The 17,834-nt window shown below is 71.5% G+C and carries 20 protein-coding genes; 7 read left to right on the forward strand and 13 right to left on the reverse strand.

Going from position 1 to position 17,834, the window contains the following annotated elements:
• Positions 1 to 51 precede the first annotated feature (51 nt).
• The 3 genes from speB (at position 52) to argJ (ending at position 3,267) form a co-directional block, all read left to right on the forward strand.
• Positions 52 to 1,002, forward strand: coding sequence for an agmatinase (gene speB, locus AB8O64_RS05805; protein ID WP_370418182.1), 951 nt, complete (start codon positions 52 to 54; stop codon positions 1,000 to 1,002).
• Positions 999 to 1,973 carry a clavaminate synthase Cs1 gene (gene cs1 / locus AB8O64_RS05810; protein WP_370418183.1) on the forward strand — a complete coding sequence of 325 codons (975 nt, stop codon included), beginning with the start codon at positions 999 to 1,001 and terminating at the stop codon, positions 1,971 to 1,973. Before speB ends, cs1 begins: the two co-directional genes overlap by 4 nt.
• A gap of 112 nt (positions 1,974 to 2,085) precedes the next feature.
• Positions 2,086 to 3,267, forward strand: coding sequence for a bifunctional glutamate N-acetyltransferase/amino-acid acetyltransferase ArgJ (argJ, locus tag AB8O64_RS05815; protein WP_370418184.1), 1,182 nt, complete (start codon positions 2,086 to 2,088; stop codon positions 3,265 to 3,267).
• A gap of 41 nt (positions 3,268 to 3,308) precedes the next feature.
• On the opposite strand, the gene AB8O64_RS05820 is transcribed toward argJ, so the two are convergent.
• From AB8O64_RS05820 to AB8O64_RS05845, 6 genes are all read right to left on the reverse strand, one after another.
• Positions 3,309 to 4,448, reverse strand: coding sequence for an acyl-CoA dehydrogenase (locus AB8O64_RS05820; RefSeq protein WP_370418185.1), 1,140 nt, complete (start codon positions 4,446 to 4,448; stop codon positions 3,309 to 3,311).
• A gap of 39 nt (positions 4,449 to 4,487) precedes the next feature.
• Positions 4,488 to 5,492, reverse strand: a complete 1,005-nt coding sequence (locus AB8O64_RS05825; protein ID WP_370418186.1) for an aldo/keto reductase — start codon at positions 5,490 to 5,492, stop codon at positions 4,488 to 4,490.
• A gap of 49 nt (positions 5,493 to 5,541) precedes the next feature.
• Entirely contained in the window at positions 5,542 to 6,186 is a 645-nt protein-coding gene (locus AB8O64_RS05830; RefSeq protein ID WP_370418187.1) for a nitroreductase family protein, read from the reverse strand.
• Between the two features lie 26 nt (positions 6,187 to 6,212).
• Entirely contained in the window at positions 6,213 to 7,589 is a 1,377-nt protein-coding gene (locus AB8O64_RS05835) for an aspartate aminotransferase family protein (RefSeq protein WP_370418188.1), read from the reverse strand.
• A 170-nt stretch (positions 7,590 to 7,759) separates the two neighbouring features.
• The gene (locus tag AB8O64_RS05840; protein ID WP_370418189.1) at positions 7,760 to 9,832 is read right to left on the reverse strand and encodes a BTAD domain-containing putative transcriptional regulator; all 2,073 of its coding nucleotides are present in this window, start codon (positions 9,830 to 9,832) and stop codon (positions 7,760 to 7,762) included.
• 395 nt (positions 9,833 to 10,227) lie between these two features.
• The gene (locus AB8O64_RS05845; protein WP_370418190.1) at positions 10,228 to 10,680 is read right to left on the reverse strand and encodes a DUF4442 domain-containing protein; all 453 of its coding nucleotides are present in this window, start codon (positions 10,678 to 10,680) and stop codon (positions 10,228 to 10,230) included.
• Positions 10,681 to 10,800: 120 nt separating this feature from the next.
• Here AB8O64_RS05845 and AB8O64_RS05850 point away from each other — a divergent pair, with 120 nt between their 5' ends.
• Positions 10,801 to 11,778 carry a hypothetical protein gene (locus AB8O64_RS05850; protein ID WP_370418191.1) on the forward strand — a complete coding sequence of 326 codons (978 nt, stop codon included), beginning with the start codon at positions 10,801 to 10,803 and terminating at the stop codon, positions 11,776 to 11,778.
• Positions 11,779 to 11,864: 86 nt separating this feature from the next.
• Here the strand turns inward: AB8O64_RS05850 and AB8O64_RS05855 are convergent, their stop codons facing one another.
• On the reverse strand, positions 11,865 to 12,710 hold the full coding sequence (locus AB8O64_RS05855) for a spermidine synthase (protein WP_370418192.1): 846 nt from the start codon (positions 12,708 to 12,710) through the stop codon (positions 11,865 to 11,867).
• 73 nt (positions 12,711 to 12,783) lie between these two features.
• A complete protein-coding gene (locus AB8O64_RS05860; protein WP_370418193.1) occupies positions 12,784 to 12,999 on the reverse strand; it encodes a hypothetical protein in 216 nt (71 codons plus the stop codon).
• Positions 13,000 to 13,163: 164 nt separating this feature from the next.
• On the opposite strand from AB8O64_RS05860, the gene AB8O64_RS05865 reads away from it, so the two are divergent.
• The 3 genes from AB8O64_RS05865 (at position 13,164) to AB8O64_RS05875 (ending at position 14,642) form a co-directional block, all read left to right on the forward strand.
• Positions 13,164 to 13,883, forward strand: coding sequence for a TVP38/TMEM64 family protein (locus tag AB8O64_RS05865; RefSeq protein ID WP_356449687.1), 720 nt, complete (start codon positions 13,164 to 13,166; stop codon positions 13,881 to 13,883).
• 174 nt (positions 13,884 to 14,057) lie between these two features.
• Entirely contained in the window at positions 14,058 to 14,285 is a 228-nt protein-coding gene (locus tag AB8O64_RS05870) for a hypothetical protein (RefSeq protein ID WP_370418194.1), read from the forward strand.
• Between the two features lie 12 nt (positions 14,286 to 14,297).
• A complete protein-coding gene (locus AB8O64_RS05875; RefSeq protein WP_370418195.1) occupies positions 14,298 to 14,642 on the forward strand; it encodes a DUF1036 domain-containing protein in 345 nt (114 codons plus the stop codon).
• Between the two features lie 67 nt (positions 14,643 to 14,709).
• Here AB8O64_RS05875 and AB8O64_RS05880 read toward each other — a convergent pair whose 3' ends face one another.
• The 5 genes from AB8O64_RS05880 to AB8O64_RS05900 form a co-directional block, all read right to left on the reverse strand.
• A complete protein-coding gene (locus AB8O64_RS05880; protein WP_370418196.1) occupies positions 14,710 to 15,078 on the reverse strand; it encodes a nuclear transport factor 2 family protein in 369 nt (122 codons plus the stop codon).
• A gap of 154 nt (positions 15,079 to 15,232) precedes the next feature.
• Positions 15,233 to 15,826, reverse strand: coding sequence for a hypothetical protein (locus tag AB8O64_RS05885; RefSeq protein WP_370418197.1), 594 nt, complete (start codon positions 15,824 to 15,826; stop codon positions 15,233 to 15,235).
• Positions 15,823 to 16,158, reverse strand: coding sequence for a hypothetical protein (locus AB8O64_RS05890; RefSeq protein ID WP_370418198.1), 336 nt, complete (start codon positions 16,156 to 16,158; stop codon positions 15,823 to 15,825). The genes AB8O64_RS05885 and AB8O64_RS05890 overlap by 4 nt, the downstream gene beginning before the upstream one ends.
• Positions 16,159 to 16,235: 77 nt before the next feature.
• The gene (locus AB8O64_RS05895; protein WP_370418199.1) at positions 16,236 to 16,901 is read right to left on the reverse strand and encodes a 4'-phosphopantetheinyl transferase; all 666 of its coding nucleotides are present in this window, start codon (positions 16,899 to 16,901) and stop codon (positions 16,236 to 16,238) included.
• A complete protein-coding gene (locus AB8O64_RS05900) occupies positions 16,898 to 17,755 on the reverse strand; it encodes a metallophosphoesterase (protein WP_365375255.1) in 858 nt (285 codons plus the stop codon). The genes AB8O64_RS05895 and AB8O64_RS05900 overlap by 4 nt, the downstream gene beginning before the upstream one ends.
• Positions 17,756 to 17,834: the final 79 nt, after the last annotated feature.

Consider the following 17,834-nt stretch of genomic DNA (forward strand, 5'->3'; position numbering starts at 1 on the left):
CGGCCGTCGGCCCGCGCCAGGTCGGTCCGCACCAGAAGGAAGGACTCCGCCGTGGAACGCGTCGACACCACCGTCTCGCCCCGCTACGCGCAGATCTCCACGTTCATGCGCCTGCCGCACGACCCGTCGCCACGGGGCAGGGACGTCGTGGTCGTCGGCGCCCCCTATGACGGCGGCACCAGCTACCGGCCCGGCGCGCGGTTCGGCCCGCGCGCCGTACGGAACGAGTCCGGTCTCATCCACGGGGTGGGCATCGACCGCGGACCCGGCACCTTCGACCTGATCGACTGCGTCGACGCCGGGGACATCGACCTGACCCCGTTCAACATGCACATCGCGATGGACACCGCCCAGGAGCGGCTCGGCGCCCTGCTCGCCGACAACGCCGCCTTCCTCATGATCGGCGGCGACCACTCGCTGACCCTGGCCGCCCTGCGGGCCGTCGCGGCGCAGCACGGGCCGGTCGCCGTTCTGCACCTGGACGCGCACTCCGACACCAACCCCGCCTTCTACGGCGGCGAGTACCACCACGGCACGCCCTTCCGGCACGCCATCGACGAGAAGCTCGTCGATCCGCGGCGCATGGCGCAGATCGGCATCCGGGGCCACAACCCGCAACCCGACTCACTGGACTACGCCCGCGGGCACGGCGTGCGGATCGTCACCTCCGACGAGTTCTGCGCGCTCGGCCCCGAGGCCACCGGACGTCTGGTGCGCGAACGCGTCGGCGACGGGCCGGTCTATGTGTCGGTGGACATCGACGTCGTGGACCCGGCGTTCGCCCCGGGCACCGGCACCCCCGCCCCGGGCGGCCCCACCTCGCGCGAGGTGCTCGCCTTGCTGCGCGGCATCGGTGATCTGCGTCCGGTGGGCTTCGACGTCATGGAGGTCTCGCCGCCCTACGACCACGGCGGCATCACCTCCGTCCTGGCCGCCGAGATGGGCGCCGAACTCCTGTACCAGTACGCCCGCGCACACACTCGAGAGAGGAATTCCCCGTGACTGTTCTGCACTGCTCCGCACACTCCGCCGAGCTGCTCGCGCTGGCCGCGCGACTGCCCCGGGTTCCCCGCGCCGACCTGTACGGCTTCCTCGACGCGGCGCACGCGGCCGCGGCGGAGCTCCCCGAGCCCCTGGCGACGACGCTGGACGCCTTCAATGCCCACGGCAACGACAACGGGTATCTGCTGCTGCGCGGCCTGCCGGTGGAGGAGGACGACGCGCTGCCGCCCACCCCCGACAGCACGCCCGCGCCGGTGGACCGCCCGCTGCTGAACCAGGAGGCCATGCTCGCGATCGTCGGCCGCCGGCTGGGCCTGCACACCGGTTACCGCGAACTGCGCTCCGCCTCCGTCTACCACGACGTCTATCCCTCGCCCGGCGCCCATCACCTTTCCTCCGAGACCTCCGAGACACTGCTGGAGTTCCACACGGAGATGGCGTACCACGTGCGCCAGCCGAACTATGTGATGCTCGCCTGCTCCCGGGCGGACCATGAGCGCGAGGCGGCCACGCTGGTGGGCTCGATCCGCAAGGCGCTGCCCCTCATGTCCGACGACGTCCGCGCGCACCTCTTCGACCGGCCCGTGCCCTGCTGCGTGGACGTCGCCTTCCGCGGCGGCGACGAGGACCCCGGAGCCATCGCCGACGTCAAGCCCCTCTACGGCGACCCGCAGGACCCGTTCCTCGGGTACGACCGGGAGTTGCTCGTCCCACGGGACCCCGCCGACGTCGAAGCCGTCGCCGTGCTGTCGAAGGCGCTCGACGAGGTGCGCGAGGGGGTGCGCCTCGTCCCCGGCGACGTATTGATCGTGGACAACTTCCGTACCACCCACGCCCGCACCCCCTTCACGCCGCGTTGGGACGGCAAGGACCGGTGGCTGCACCGGGTCTACATCCGTACCGACCGCAACGGCCAGCTGTCCGGAGGGGAACGGGCCGGCGACGTCGTGGACTTCGTGCCGCGCCACTGATCCACCGATCGGCACAGGAGCCGGTGGGCCGCCGGGAGGCGGCCCACTGGCGCGTCCGGCGGGTGGTCTGCCAAGCTGAATACAGCATCATTATGCGGAGGAGTGGATATTCATGACAGGTGGCGCAGTTCCCGAGCCGCAGGGATTCGCGGTGCACACCGCGCCGGCCGGGCTGGCGGACGACGGGCGGGACGACTTCACCGTCCTGGCCTCCACCGTGCCGGCCGTGGTGAGCGCGGTCTTCACCCGCTCCCGCTTCGCGGGCCCCAGCGTGACGCTGAGCCGTGCGGCCGCCGCCGACCGCACAGCCCGGGGCGTCGTCGTGCTCGCCCGCAACGCGAACGTCGCCACCGGCGCGGAGGGCGAGCGCAACGCGCGTGAGGTGCGTGCCTCGGTGGCCCAGGCGATGGGCCTGGCCGAGGACGAACTGCTCATCGCCTCCACGGGGGTGATCGGCCGGCAGTACCCGATGGCGCGGATCCGGGAGCACATCAAGACCCTGTCGACGCCGTTCCCCGAGGGCGGTCTGGACCGGGCGGCGCGGGCCATCATGACCACGGACACCCGGCCCAAGACGGCCGGGGCGCGGGTCGGCACAGCGGTGATCACCGGTATCGCCAAGGGAGTCGGCATGCTGGAGCCCGACATGGCGACCCTGCTGACCTTCTTCGCCACCGACGCCCTGCTGGACCCCGAGGAACAGGACCGTATCTTCCGCCGGGTCATGGACCGCACCTTCAACGCGGTCAGCATCGACACCGACACCTCCACGAGCGACACGGCGGCACTGTTCGCCAACGGACTGGCCGGTGCCGTGAACCCCGCGGAGTTCGAGGAGGCCCTGTACGAGGTGGCGCTGTCGCTCGTGAAGGACATCGCGAGCGACGGCGAAGGCGCGGGCAAGCTCATCGAGGTGCGGGTGAGCGGGGCGCGGGACGCGGCCCAGGCCAAGCGCGTCGGCAAGGCCGTCGTCAACTCGCCCCTGGTGAAGACCGCGGTGCACGGCGGCGACCCCAACTGGGGCCGGGTGGCCATGGCCGTCGGCAAGTGCTCCGACGACACCGACATCGACCAGGAGAAGGTCGTCATCCGCTTCGGCGACGTGGCCGTCTATCCGCCCGGACGGCACGGCACGGGCGACGAGGACGAGGTGCGCGCCGCCGTCGCCGAGCAGATGGGCGGCAGTGAGGTCGTCATCGGTATCGATCTCGCCATCGCGGACGGTGCCTTCACCGTCTACGGCTGCGATCTGACGGACGGATACATCCGCATCAACGCCGACTACTCGACCTGACCCGGGGGCGAGGGGGAAGTCGAGGGAGGAAGAGGAAGGAGTCAGGAGAAGAACAGCGGTTTGCCCGCGTAGTAGTCGTCGACCGCCTCGCTCATGCTCATCCGGGACGGCGGGTGGAAGACGACGGCCTGCGCGGCGGAGGCCAGGTAGGCGATCTTCGGGGAGGCGATGTAGGCCATGCCGCCCAGCATCTCCACCGCCTGTCCGACGGCCCTGGTGATGATGTCCTGCACGGAGAACCGGGTGAAGAGGGACGCCGCGGCACAGTCGTTGCCGAGGTCGCCGTCCATGATCCTGCGGGCGACCCCCTCCACCAGGAACGCCGCCGTATCGATGAGGAGGCACAGGCGGGCGCGGTCCGCCGCCGACCCGCGCCGCTCGCGCAGCACCAGATCGACCAGTGCGCTGGCGACGCCGGTGTACGAGGCGGCGACGATCATCTGGAACCAGATCACGCCGGCTTCGTTGAGTTCGTCCAGCTGCTCCGCGGCGTTCGGCGGCGTGCGGAGAATGTGCTCCTCCTCGACGAACACCTCGTCGAGGCGGACCTCGTGGCTCTCCGCGGCGACCAGGGGGAACGTCGACCAGAAGTCATGGACGGAGATGCCCGGCCGGTCGGCGGGGAGGACCAGCAGACCCATCTCGGTGCCGCCGTCGTCCGTGCGCAGGGCGACGCTGGCGGTGAGGAGGTCCATCGACCGCGACAGGCTGCAGGGCTTCTTGGAGCCGGTGACGAGGTAGCCGCCGGCTGTCGCGCGCGCCTCGACCGTCGGGCTGAGGATGCCGCGGCCGGAGCGTCCCTCCGCGAAGCCCGAGGCGATCAGTAAGCGGTTCTTCGCGATGACGTCGAGCACGGACGTGCGGATGCTGGTGGTGTTCTCGTACAGCGGGCCGACGGAGAAGAGCGTGCCGACCGAGAAGTGGTGCATCGCGGTCGCCACCGCCAGTGACGGCGCGAGGGACGCCAGCGCGCGGATGACCCTGACGGCTTCGAGGGCGGACGCGCCGATGCCGCCGGAGTCGCGGGGCACCAGGAGGTTGGTGCCGCCGTGGTCCTTGAACAGTGCGATGGCGGGGCTCTTTGGCGACTCCAGCCGGTCGAACGGCACGTCGGCGAGACGGCCGGCGAGGCCCGGCAGAAGCGCTTCGCAGGCGTCGTGGTCGAGTTGCAGGAATTTCATGGCTCTTCCGGTCCCTCCATGCGTGCCGGGGTGCGGCTTTCAGTTGTCGACGAGCTGCATCAGGAAAGGCGGGTACCGCTCACCGTGGGCGGCGGTGGCCGGCACCGCGGCCTCCACGGCCGCCCGTACCGCGTCGGACAGTTCCACGGAGGCGGCGGCGAGGTTCTCGTCCAGATGGTCACGGCGGCCGGTGCCCGGGATGGGCACGACGTCGTCGCCTTGGTGGTGGAGCCAGGCCAGCGCGAGCTGCGCGACGGTGAGTCCGTGCTCCGCCGCCAACGGCCGTAGCGCGGCCACGACCGCCAGATTGCGCGGGAGGTTGGGTGCGGAGAACCGCGGGAGGGAGCGCCGGAAGTCCTCCGCGGGACCGAGGTCGGCGAGGGAGCCGATCCGGCCGGTCAGGAAGCCGCGCCCCAGGGGGCAGGAGGCGATGACGCCGATGCCCAGTTCGCGGCAGACCGGCACGACCTCGTCCTCGATGCCCCGGCTCCACAACGACCACTCGCTCTGTACGGCGGTGACCGGGTGGACCGCGTGGGCCCGGCGGACGGTGTCCGCGGAGACCTCGGACAGGCACAGGTGACGCACCTTGCCCTCGGCGACGAGTTCCGCGAGGGCACCGACGGCCTCCTCGATCCGCTCCCCCGGTGCCGCCCAGTGTTTGACGTAGAGGTCGAGGTGGTCGACACCGAGGCGGCGCAGCGAAGCGTGACAGCGCTGCCGGATGTAGGCCCGGTCACCACGGACCCCCAGGAACTCCCCGTCGCGGTCCCGCTCCAGGCCGACCTTGGTGGAGATCAGTACGCGGTCCCGGCGGCCGGCGACGGCCCTGCCGAGCAGCCGTTCCCCTTCCCCGAGCCCCTGGACGTCGGCCGTGTCGAGCAGGGTGACGCCCCGGTCGATCGCGTGCCGCACGGTGGCGACGGCCTCGGCGGGGTCGGCCCGCGCGTAGAAGGACGTCATGCTCAGGCAGCCCAGTCCCTGGGCGGGGACTTCCAGCCCGCCGAGCCGGCGCGTCGGCAGCGGCGATGCGTCGATCGTCATGTGTCTGCTCCCTCAGGCGGGCCGGCCGACGTGTGTGCACAACCGGGCGTCACCACGAGTCGATGTGCAGCACCTCGTCGAGGGGTTGCCGCACGGCGGGCTTGAAGTCGGTACCGAGGGAGAACGCCGTCGGGATCAGTGCCGCCTGCACGATGCCCTCGGGCAGGCCCAGGAGTTCGGCAATCTCCTTCTCGTACATCAGGTGCAGGGTGGTCCAGGCGGTCCCCAGCCGGCGTGCCCGGGCGGCGAGCATGTAGCTCCACCCGGCCTGGATGATCGATCCCCACATGCCGGCCTCGTTGTACTCGGGAGCGGCACTCGCGTCCAGGCAGGGGATGACGAGGACGGGCACCTCCCCCATCCGGTCCCCCAGGTGGGCGACGCTGCTGCCCACGCGCTTCTGTACCGCGTGGCGGTCCGGGTCCTCGGGGAACAGGGAGCCGCACGCCCCCTCGGATCCCAGGTACGTCCGCACCGCGCGCTGGTAGTACCGGCCGATCTCGGCCCGCTGCCGGGGGTCCGTCACGACGATCCAGTGCCAGGTCTGCCGGTTGCTGCCGGACGGGGCCTGCAGGGCGACGCTGATGCATTCCTTGACGAGTTCCAACGGCACCGGGCGGCTCAGGTCCAGCCTTTTGCGCACGGAGCGGGTGGTCGTCAGCAGTTCGTCCGGTGTGAGGTCCAAAAGCGGCATGACGCGGTCCCTTCGGTCTTGCTGTCTCAGGAGCAGCGGATCCGGCCGTCGGGCTTGACGCTCGCGAGGACCGAGAACAGTGCATCGGCAAGTTCGTCGGCCGTGGAGCGGTCCATCACCAGAGGAGGGTTGATCAGCAGAGAGCGCGGGTTGCCGCGCAGGATGATGCCCTCGTCCTCGCGGAGCGCCCGGGCCACCGGGGCCGTTCCGGTGGGCAGGGGAGCCCGGGTCGTCCTGTCCGCGACCAGCTCGACGCCCACCATCAGGCCGATCTGGCGGATGTCTCCCACGACGGGCAGGTCACGCAGCGGTGCCAGCCGGTCGGCGAGATGTCCGCCGGTCTTCGTGGCGTTGTCGAGCAGGTTCTCCCGTTCGATGATGTCCAGGTTGGCGAGCGCGACCGCGCAGGCGGTGGGGTGCCCGGTGTAGGTGAATCCGATGGGGAAGCCGGTGGAGCCGCTCACCGCGGCCGCCACCTCCTCGGTGACCAGCACCGCGCCGTGCGGGATGTAGCCGGAGGTGATTCCCTTCGCGCTGACCAGGATGTCCGGCGTCACTCCGAAGTGCTCGGCGGCGAACCAGTGCCCGGTCCGGCCGTACCCTGTCACCACTTCGTCGAAGATCAGCAGGATGCCGTGGGACCGCAGCAGCTCCGCGACCCGCGGCCAGTAGTCCGGCGGCGGTACGACGGCGCCACCGACGCTCATGACCGGCTCGCCGATCATCGCCGCGATGCGGTCCGGGCCTATGCGTTCGATGGTCTCCCGCAGCTCCCGCAGACAGAACTCGGTGACGTCCTCGCCGCCGTACGTCTCGCGGTGGTACGGGTCGGGAGCCGTGAGGTGATGCACGTGCGGCATCGGCGGGCCGAAGCCCTCGTGGTACACCGGCAGTCCCGAAACACTGCCGCTGCCGTAGCCGATGCCGTGGTAGGCCGTCTTCCGCGAGAGGATCCACGTCCGTTCGGGCCGGTCCTCGCGGTAGTGGAAGTACCGTGCCATGCGCAGGGCGATCTCATTGCCCTCCGCACCACCACTGGTGAAGAACACCCGCTCCAGACCGGGCGGTGCGAGATCGGTCAGCCGCACGGCCAGCTCGATCGCCCGGTCATTGCTCATGGACTCCCAGAGGTGGAAGCACTCCAGGGCGCCCATCTGGGCGGCGGCGGCCTCCGCGATCTCGGCGCGCCCGTGGCCCACTTGCATCATCCCGAGCACCGCCGCGGCGTCCAGGTACTCCCGCCCCGAACTGTCGCGGACGTGGCACCCACGGCCCTCGACCATGACGATGCGGTCCGTGCGGCTGTCCGGCAGATTGGGATGCAGCAACCGGTCGCGGTCGGCCCGGACCCACCGGTCCGTCCTGTCCGCACCGGGAATCGATGACGCCGGGAACATGGACATGAGGCACGCTCCTTTGCGGTCGGTCCTTCGACGCGTCGGTACCCAACGGCTTCCGGATGGCAGGAAGTCTGGCAACGGGGCGCTGCGTTCGGCTGACGCGGAAGGCGAGCGGAACGTCAAGCGGCCCGCAAGGGCGGGGCCGGGCCTGCGACGGCCGGCGCCCCGACCGGTCATCCCGAGGGCACCGCCCGCAGGGCTATGTGCTGCTCCCGCCGCTCCGCCGCCTCGGGCACCGGGCCGGGAGCGATGGCTCCCGCGGCGAGCGAGCAGACACCGCGGCAGGCCGGTTCCGCGGGAGTCAGCTCCTGGCGCACGACGTCCCGTACGAGCGGATGCACGAAGTCGACGCGTTCCGGAGCGGACCCGGCCACCGCCAGCAGACCGCCGCGCACGGCCCGGCGTGCGGCGTCGGACGCCACGCGGTCGCCGGACGCCACGTCCTCCCCCGCCCCGTGGACGCTGTCCGGGCCGAGGACGGCGTAGGTGTTGAGCACCGCGAGGACGTCCGCCGGAAGGGCGGACAGCCGTTGGATGATCACCTCGCGTATCACCGCCGGCACCAGATCGCGCACCTCCTCGGCCGTCGATCCGTCCGGGAGCGCCTCCATCAGGCCGAGCAGAAAGTACGGATTGCCTCCGGAGCGCTCGTGGAGTGCGGCGCACAGGTCCGCAGGGACGTCAGGACCGCGCGCGGCGGTGACGATCTGCCGGGTGTCCTGCGGGGCGAGTGCGCCGAGCCGTATCTCCTCGGCGTTGTGCAACTGGAGGACGGACGCCCGCGTCGCCCGGAAGCCGGGGTCGTCGGCGAGACGGAAGGTCCGGGAGGTGACGACGAGCAGCAAGGGCGACCCGGCCGACTGGCGGGCGAGAAAGGTCAGCAGGGAGAGCGAGGCGGCGTCGGCCCACTGGAAGTCCTCCAGCACCAGCACCGACGGGCGGCGCGTCAGTGCCAACAAGGCCTGGCTCAAGGCGTCGTGGAACTCGAACCGGCCCGCCCCGGACGGCTGCGGGCGCCCGTCCGCACCCCGGCCCGCGTCCTGGTGCGGGGCCAGCTCGGGCACGAGGGGCGCGAGCACGCGCCGGATGCTGTCCGGCAGGGCTTCCACCGCCTCCGGGCGACGGGCCGCCATCCGGCGCAGCGCCTGGGTCCAGGGCCAGTAGGCAGGCATGTCGTCGCACTGCGGGCAGTGGACGGTGATGACGTCGGTGCCGGATTCCTGGCCCGGGCGCCGCCCGAATTCCTGGAGGAGCCGGGTCTTGCCCAGGCCGGCTTCCCCGACGAGCAGCACGGTGCGTCCGTCGCCGCGGTGGCCGGCCTCCGCGGCGGCCAGCAAGCGGCGCAGCTCGCTCCGCCGTCCGGCGAAGACAGCGGAATCGTCGTGCGGCGACTGCCGTGGCGTGCCGCGCTGTCCGGCCACGACGTAGGGCTCCGCGGTGGGTGGCCGCTCGGCGAAGCGGGCCACGCCGAGCGGCGTACCGGGCGAGTGGCGGAAGGGGGTGAGAAACGTCAGCGAAGGATCGTGACGCAGGATCTCCTCGTGCACGCGCCGCAGTTCGGGGCCGACGTCCGCGCCGAGCTCGTCCGCGAGGTACTGCCGGGTGTACTCGAACCGGCGCAGCGCGTCGGCCTGCCGGCCGTTGCGGTACTGAGCGCGCATCAGCTGGTACACCAGCCGTTCGCGCATCGGATGGCGGGTGGCTTCGCTCTCCAGTTCCGGAAGGACTTCCTCGCTGCGGCCCAGCGCGAAGGCCGCTTCGGCGCGCGTCTCCACCGCGGTCAGCCGGAGGTGGTCCAGCCGCCCCGCCTCCTGGTCCGCGAACTCGTAGCCGACGAGATCCTCGAACGGCGGCGCGGCCCACAGGCGCAACGCCTCGGACAGCAGCACGAACGCCTCGGGCGGCTCGCCGCGCCGTTGCGCGACGAGCCCCTGATGGACGATCCGCTCGAAGCGCATGACGTCGACATCGTCCGGGGTCGCGTCGAGCACGTACCCCGGCGAACGGTAGTCCAGCTGAAGTGCCGCCCCGCCGTACAGCGGTCGGGTGGCGATCAGTCTGCGTAACCGGGACACATACGACTGCAGCGTGGCCACGGCGTGGTCGGGGGGATCGGTCTCCCAGATGCTCCGGATCATCGAGGAGATCGACACGACCTTGCCGGCGTTGATCAGCAACAGCGCGAGCACGGCGCGCCGACGCGGCGGCCCCAGCTCCAACGGCCCTTCGGGCAGCCGTACGGTCATCCTGCCGAACGCGGATATCGCGGCGGGGGCGGAGCCAGCGGTCCGTGTGCGGATCCGATGCGGTCTTCCACCACTGAGCGGACCGGATCGAGCTGACGTTCTCATTCTTTTCCCTTCCCCGTTTGAGCCTTGGAACCCGACGACGATCGCGTACCGCGCCCTTCCTTCGAGGGACGTCGAGGAAAGCAGCACCGACTCTCGCTGGTGGTACGGGCAGTCGCGCTTCCCGACTCATGCGGCAGGCAGGAAGTCCCCCGGCTGTTGTTCCGCGACCTTCGCGGAGCGCGGCCGCGCACCCCACGCTCCGCGCCAACGGGAGAAGCCCCGAAGCGCGTCGGCGCTTCGGGGCTTCGGGGCTTCTCCCGTACCGGGACGGGTGCGATGCGGGGCCGGGGTCAGGAATTGGGCCGCAGGGTCCAGACCACGGTCATCTCGCCCGTCACCGAGCCGTCCGCGCGCGTGATCGCGACGTTGACGGGGAACTCGGGGCGCTCCCCCGCGTCCAGCTCCGCGACGACCTCGGCGGCCGGGCGGCCCAGCTCGGCGGTGGCGGTGACCTCACCCATGGCGAGCTTCTTGTAGCCGATCTCGGCGCGCACGGCGAGCGGCACGGCACGGGAGAGCTGGTCGCCGAAGGCGGCGAGCACGATCGCGCCACTGGCGGACTCGGCGAGGGTGAACATCGCGCCGGCGTGCGGGCCGCCGACGTGGTTGTGGTAGTCGGGCTGGTCGGGCAGCCGGACGACGGCGCGCTCCGCGGTCGTCTCGCCGAAGACGAGGTTGAGCGTACGGGCCATGGGCACGGTGGCCGCGAGCATGTCGCCGATCGAGGGCGTGGTCTGAGACATACCGGAAAGTTACCAGCCAGTAGCAAGGATCGGGAAGGGGCGACGGTCGGCGACGTCAGCCACGCCCTCTATGGTTATCGGCCATGTGGCCAGGACAACAGCCGCCCGGGGGCGAGCAGGATGCATAAGCCGAACGAGAACCCGTACCAGCAGCCGGGGTACCAGCAGCCCAACCCGTATCAGCAGCCGGGTTACCAGCAGCCCAATCCCTACCAACAGCCGGCCGGGATGCCCGGGGCGCCGGGTCATCCCGGTCAGCCGGGCGTCCCGCAGTGGACCCCGCCGGGCGCGCCCGGCGGTCCGCAGCCGCCGCGTGACAACCGCAAGCGCACCACGATGATCGCGATCGGGGCGGCGGTGGCGGTCGTGGCCGCCGCCGTGGTCACCGGGGTCGTCGTGCTCAAGGACGACGACGAGCAGCCCGCCGCGAAGGGCGGCGACGCCAAGCCGGCGTCGTCCGCCCCGGCGGCCCCGTCATCGAACCCGAGCCAGGGCCAGAGCGCGGCGCCGGACGACAATCCGCGCGACGGCGAAGCGGTCAAGCCGGTGATCGACGGCTGGAAGGTCGTCGTCAACGGCAAGCGGCACAACGCCTTCGACGTCCCGGCGGACTGGACGGTCCGGTCCCCGACGATGTCCACCGGCTTCGAGAGCGAGGACGGCAAGCCCCTGGTCACGATGTCGGGCAACGCCGTCTACAAGGACGGGGAGTGCGCGAAGAACGACCATCGGGCCGGTGCCGGCACCAAGGGCGCGCAGGGCGCCAAGAGTGAGGGCTCGGCCGCCGAGATCGAGTCGCTCAACTGGGTCTTCGCGGCGTTCGACCAGAAGAAGACGGGCCGCTTCGACACCACCAAGGCCAAGCCGTTCAAGAGCGACCACGGCATCACCGGCTACACCGCCTCGGCGACGGTGACGGGCGTGAAGAAGACCGACAAGTGCGTGACGGACGGCAAGGCCTTCGCCGTGACGTACAAGGACACCTCGGGCGACCTGGCGACCTGGATCCTCTACGCGGGCACCGGCTTCGACGGCGAGCTGCCCGATGACACCATCAAGAAGATCATGAGCTCGCTCCGGCCGCTCCAGTCCTCCTGACCGGTCCCGGAACCGACCCCGCGACCGCTCCACCCGGCCCTGTGGGTTCCGGGCCGCCGTGCTGGCGGCCCGGACACCCGCCGGTGTCAGCCGATGCCGAACGAGCCACCCGGCGGCTCGGGCGACGGCGCCGCGTCCACGTCGTGCACGGGTACCGCCCCGGCGGTGAAGCGCTCCAGCATCGGCCCGTGCTCGACCCGCGCCGGGAAGGCGTCACCGGCGGCACGGCGGGCGAGCGCCGTGACGGGCAGCTCGGCGTGCGAGGCGACGAGAACCGCGTTGCCGAAGCGACGCCCCCGCAGCATCGGCGGCTCGGCGATCAGACACACATGCGCGAAGACCGCCGCGAACGTCGCCACCTGCGAGCGCAGGAAAGTGAAGGGCGCGCCGTCGGCGAGGTTCGCCGCGTACCGGCCCTGCGGGCGCAGCACCCGGGCCGCGCCGCGCGCGTACTCGACCGAGGTGAGATGCGCGGGCACCCGCGAGCCGCCGAAGACATCCGCGATGATCACATCCGCGGAGGCGTCGGGCTCGGCCTCCAGCGCCGTACGGGCGTCCCCCGCGCACACCTCGACCCCCGACCCGTCCCGCAACGGCAGATATTCGGCGACGAGGGCGATGATGCCGCGGTCCGCCTCGATGACCCGCTGGCGCGAGCCGGGCCGGGTGGCTGCGACGTAGCGCGGCAGGGTGAGCGCGCCACCGCCGAGGTGCAGCACATCGAGGGGCCGGCGCGGCTCGGTGGCCGCGTCCACGGCGTGGGCGAGCCGCCGCGCGTACTCGAATTCGAGGTGGGTGGGATCGTCCAGATCCACATAGGACTGGGGCGCGCCGTTCACCGTCAGCAGCCAGGCCCGCGCCCGGTCCACGTCGGGCATCAGCTTGGCGATGCCCCAGTCCACGTCCCGGGTCACGGGTATCGGTTCGTCCACTCCCCCATTGTGCCGATGCGCCCGGCTCGTCCGCTCGGCCACCCCCGTGACACGGCGCCGCGGTCGGCGCCGTCTAGGACTGCCCGCCCCTGGCACGGTGCGCGGTGCCGACGACGAACCCGTCCATCCACATCTGCGTCATCTGCCGGATCACCATGCTGAGCTGCAGGGCGGTGAGCACTTTCTCCAACTGCCCTTGCCGCAGGGCGAGCCTGGCCCGCCGTTCCGCCGCTATGAACAACACCATCTGCTCGGCCCTCTCCAGTGCCCCTTCCTGCCGTTCTTCCATGGCTGCACCCTAGGCCGGGTCCCGGTCGGGGGCACGTGATTATGTCCGGGGGATTCCGGTGGGCGGTGTCGGCGGGGCGAACAGCGCGTGACCGGCCGTCCCGGTTCTGTCCCGGCTCCGCGACATCACGCCCGTCTTACGCCCGCGTCAGTTACGCTCCATCGATGCTCGAGTCCGCCGCGCCCTCCCCCGGTTTCGCCACGCGCTGCACCCGCGTGCTGCTGTCCCCGTGGTCCCGGCTGGGTCTGCTCGCCACACTGCTGGCCGCCGCCGGGGCGACCGTGCTGGTGTGCCGCCCGGAGCGGCTGCTCGCCGACGGCTGGCCCCCGCAGTTGTCCGGTGGCGCCGCGGTCGTCCTGTTCGCGGTCGCGTACGGGCTGTGCACCGCGGCGTTCGTACCGCGCCCGATCCTGAATCTCGCCGCCGGCGCGCTCTTCGGCGCGCCGTTCGGCACCGCCGCCGCCCTGGCCGGCACGGTCCTCGGTTCGGGCATCGCCTTCGGCCTGGGACGGTTGCTGGGCCAGGACGCGCTGCGTCCGCTGCTGCGCGGGCGGTGGCTGCGGGCCGCGGACCGGCAGCTCAGCCGGCACGGCTTCCGCTCGATGCTGGCGATCCGCCTCTTCCCGGGTGTGCCGTTCGCGGCCGCCAACTACTGCGCGGCCGTCTCCCGGATGGGCTGGCTGCCCTTCCTGCTGGCGACGGGCCTCGGGAGCGTGCCCAACACCGCGGCCTATGTGATCGCGGGCAGCCACGCGTCGGCTCCCACGTCGCCGGCGTTCATCGCCGCCATGGCCTTCATCGCGCTCACCGGGCTCGCGGCGGTCGTCGTGGCCTGGCGCAAGCGGGGCCGGATGCGCGAGTCCGGCGAGCACGCCCCGTCATGACCTTGGCCGGTTAGCGAGGGGCTCGCGGGCAGCCCGCGCGCCGGCGCGCGATGCCCGCAGAGCGGTCCGGCGGCTACGCCACCACACGCTCTGTCACACTATGAAGTCATCCGATTACTCTCGGCATTCTTCGCCCGATGACCGCACCGGGCGCAGCGCAGGAGGGGGTCGCACATGACGGAACAGCAAGCAGACGACGCGGGCGCGGACGCCCGTTCGAACCTGGATCCACAAGTGGCGAACGCCGTCCGGACGGCCGCCGCGCCGGTTACCGCCGAGGAAGCCGTGGAGGTCGAATCCGAGGGGGTCGTCCGCCATCGGCCGGGCCTCCTGGTGACCGAGGAGCACACGCCGCAGGCCGGCGAGGGCCCGAGCTTCCGACTCGCACCGTCCGAGAGCTGAGGGGGGAATCCAATGTCGCTGTCTTTCCGCAACAGCTACCGCACCCTCGTCTCGGTGGCGTACATCAAGCGCTTCCCGAACTGCCCGGAAGGCTGGCTGAAGCGCGGCTGGTGGAACATCCAGCCGGGCGCGACGGTGACCGTGGACGGCGCGAACGTATCGGCGGTCAATCGCTTCTGGTATTTCCACGCCGAGGCCACGGACGGCGCGGTGTGGGCGGGGCCGATCGTCACCTGCGTCACGAACAGCGCCTTCGAATGGTGTCTCAACCGGTGTGACCCACCCACCCGCAATGAAGGCTTCCGCGAGATCGACGTCAATGGATTCACGAACTACACGGTCAATCTGACGCCCTGACGGCCTGCCGGAGGGGGAGGTGCCCCTCCCCCTCCGAACGAGCCGCGGCCTTCGGGCGTTCAAGGCCTCAGGCCGTGGGCACCCGGTCGAGAAAGCCGAGGACACTACGGATCCGGCCGTCCTCGGCCAGCGTGATCACATCGAACCCCGCGACGGGCGCGGACCCGTCGGCGGTGGACACGAGCTCCCAGCCGAACCGCGCGGTCTCGTGGTGCCCGTCGACCGTCCCGGTGTGCCGGAACTCGAAGCCGGGGAACTGCCCGTGGGCGCCCGCGATGACCTCGGCGAGCTGCTCGTACCCACGGACATCGGCGAGCGGGTCGGTGTAGGACCCGTCCTCCGTCCACGCCGCGGCGACCGCCTCGGCGCGGGCGGCGGGGTCGGTGGCGTTCCAGGCCTCGAAGTAGCGGGCGACGGCGATCTCGTACTGCGACATGGCGAGTTCTCCTCGTTCGGTGCTGAATAAGGGGGGTGGGGCGCGGATTTCGGGCCGGAGGGCGCCGGCCCGAAATCCGCTGCCCTCAGCATGCCGAGGCGACGGAGGACGCGCGATTACCTTGCGGGTAAGGGGAACAGCCCGGCCGGCGCGGCTACGGCCGCCGGTGCTCGGGGTTCTTCAGCGGGCGCTTGTAGTAACGCCAGGGGAAGGAGCCGGTGCCGACCTGACTCCAGCCGTCGGCTTCCATCCGCCGGTGCCGGCCGCCGACCGCGAACGGCACCCGGCGGTGCTCCCAGGGGCGGTCGGACGCCTCCACCACGTGGTACAGCGGTCCGTAGTCGACCAGTTCCCAGCACTCCAGGCCCGCTTCCGCGAGTGCCTGCATCTCGTCGAAGGCGGTCAGCGGGGTGAGCACCCGGCGCTCGCCGGTCCCCTCGCCCGTCGCGGAGGGGGCCGCGTCGCCCTTGACGGAGAACCGCTGTTGGGCGGCCTGCCGGCTCACTCCCAGGATGCGGCCCACGGTGTCCCAGCTGTGGCCCGCGGCCCGGGCGCCCTGGACCGCCTCACGCAGGAGCCGGCTGGACTCCTCGGCGCCGACCCGGGTGGCGGCGACCAGGCGCAGAAACCCGTCGGGGTCGTGCTCCAGCGACTCGGCCAGCCCCTCGGGGGCCCCGAGGACGGCCCCGGCGATCCCTTCCCGGATCCGGGTGGTCTCCTCGGCGCTGAGCGGTTCGGCGGCGCTCATCGGCGCTCGTCGGCACGGGGCTCCGCGTGGTCGGCCGACCGCAGCGGCTCCAGCGCGTCCAGCGTCTCCTGGTCCCGCCGCATGCGCGCCTCCTCGATTCCCGCCACATCGGCGACCGCCTGCATCCGCATCGCACCGGCGATCGCCCCCATGACGGCGACCAGGAGGATCTGGGCGCCGAGGAGGACGAAGAAGGGGCCGTCTCCGAGATCGTCGGCGGATGTCACCGCCACGCTGATGAGGCAGACCGCGACGGTGAGCGTGCCGAGCACGGTGGGGAGGAGGGCGGCGGCGGGCTTGGTGGCGGACGCGGGCCGCGACGAAGTGATCATGGCGTCAATGTTTCCTTGACACCACACCCCCTGTCAACTTTTTCTTGACACTCGATCGACGAGGCCCGCCTCCTGGTTCAGCTGCCCGGCAGCACGATGGCCGTCACGATCAACCCGGCACCGGCCGTCCAGCGGCCGGAGAAGCCGTCCACACGCTGCCCGGCCACCACGGGGCCGGGCACCAGCAGACGGGCCGAGAAGGTGCGCGCGTCCGGGTCGACGTCGATCTCCGCCTCCGAGAAGTCCAACTCCTGGCCGGTCAGCGGATACCACGTCTTGAAGACGCTCTCCTTCATGCTGAACAGCAGTCGGTCCCAGTGCACCCCGGGCCCGGCCGCCGTGTGGGCGGCAATCCACCGGAGTTCGCCGGGCAGCGCGATGAGGTCGAGAACGCCGTCCGGCAGCGGCCCGTCGGGCTCGGCGTCGATGCCGATCGAGACCGCGTCACCCGCTCTGGCCACCGCCGCCGCCCGGTAGCCGTCGCAGTGCGTCATGCTGCCGACCATCCCCTCCGGCCACCGCGGCGCACCGCGCCGGGTGGGGATCAGAGGCACGGGCGCCAGCCCGAACCGTCCGAGCGCCTGCCGGGCACAGGACCGTACGGCGGCGAACTCGCGCTGCCGCTTCGGTACGGCCCGGGCCACCACCGCCTCCTCCTCGGGGAAGAGGCCCCTCGCGTCGTCCGGCAGATCGGCGAAGGTCTCCACGCCGACCACGGCGGCGGGCAGTATCTCCTCGATCACCGCGCTCCCCCCACACCGACGGCGCCGCGCTGGGGCAGGATCTGCCGCAGCGGGTCACGCGGCGTACGGGTGCGCCATTCACGCGGATAGCCGATCGAGACCTCCTCGAACCGCACCCCGTCGCTCCACGTCACCCTCGGGATGTGGAGGTGTCCGTAGACGACGGCGGTGGCGCGGTACCGCACATGCCAGTCGGCCGTCAGCTCCGTGCCGCACCACTGGGCGAATTCGGGGTAGCGCAGAATCCTGGTGGGCTCGCGGGTCAAGGGGAAATGGTTGACGAGGACGGTGCGGTGCTCGGGGTCCACGGCCGCGAGGCGGCGCTCGGTGGTGGCCACCCGGGCCCGGCACCAGGCGTCTCGCGTGGGGTAGGGGTCGGGGTGCAGGAAGTGCTCGTCCGTGCAGACGATGCCGGAGTCGTAGGCGATGCGCAGCGACTCCTCCTTCGTCGTCGCGCCCGGGGCCCGGAAGGTGTAGTCGTAGAGCACGAAGAGCGGGGCGACCGTCACCGGTCCGTCCTCGCCCTGCCACACCGGGTAGGGGTCCTCGGGGGTGGCGACACCGAGGGAGCGGCACAGCTCCACCAGGTGCAGATAGCGCCGCTCACCCCGTAGGTCGACGGGGTCCTTGGGGTGGGTCCACAGCTCGTGATTGCCCGGCGCCCAGACCACTTTGGCGAAACGGCCGCTGAGCAGCCGCAGTGCCCATTCGATGTCCTCGTACAGCTCGGCGACGTCTCCCGCCAGGATGAGCCAGTCGTCGTCCGACTCCGGGCGCAGTGACTCGATGATGGCGCGGTTCTCCTGGTACGCCACATGCAGATCACTGACAGCGAGCAATTTCCTCTGGGGCACAGTGGCATCCTTCTCGACGGAGCCCACGCCCGACTGCCTCGCGGCCGGCCACCGGCCGGGCTCGCTGCCGGCCGACCCG

Origin of the sequence: Streptomyces sp. QH1-20 (assembly GCF_041283565.1) — a bacterium.
In the GTDB taxonomy this organism is placed as follows: domain Bacteria; phylum Actinomycetota; class Actinomycetes; order Streptomycetales; family Streptomycetaceae; genus Streptomyces; species Streptomyces syringius.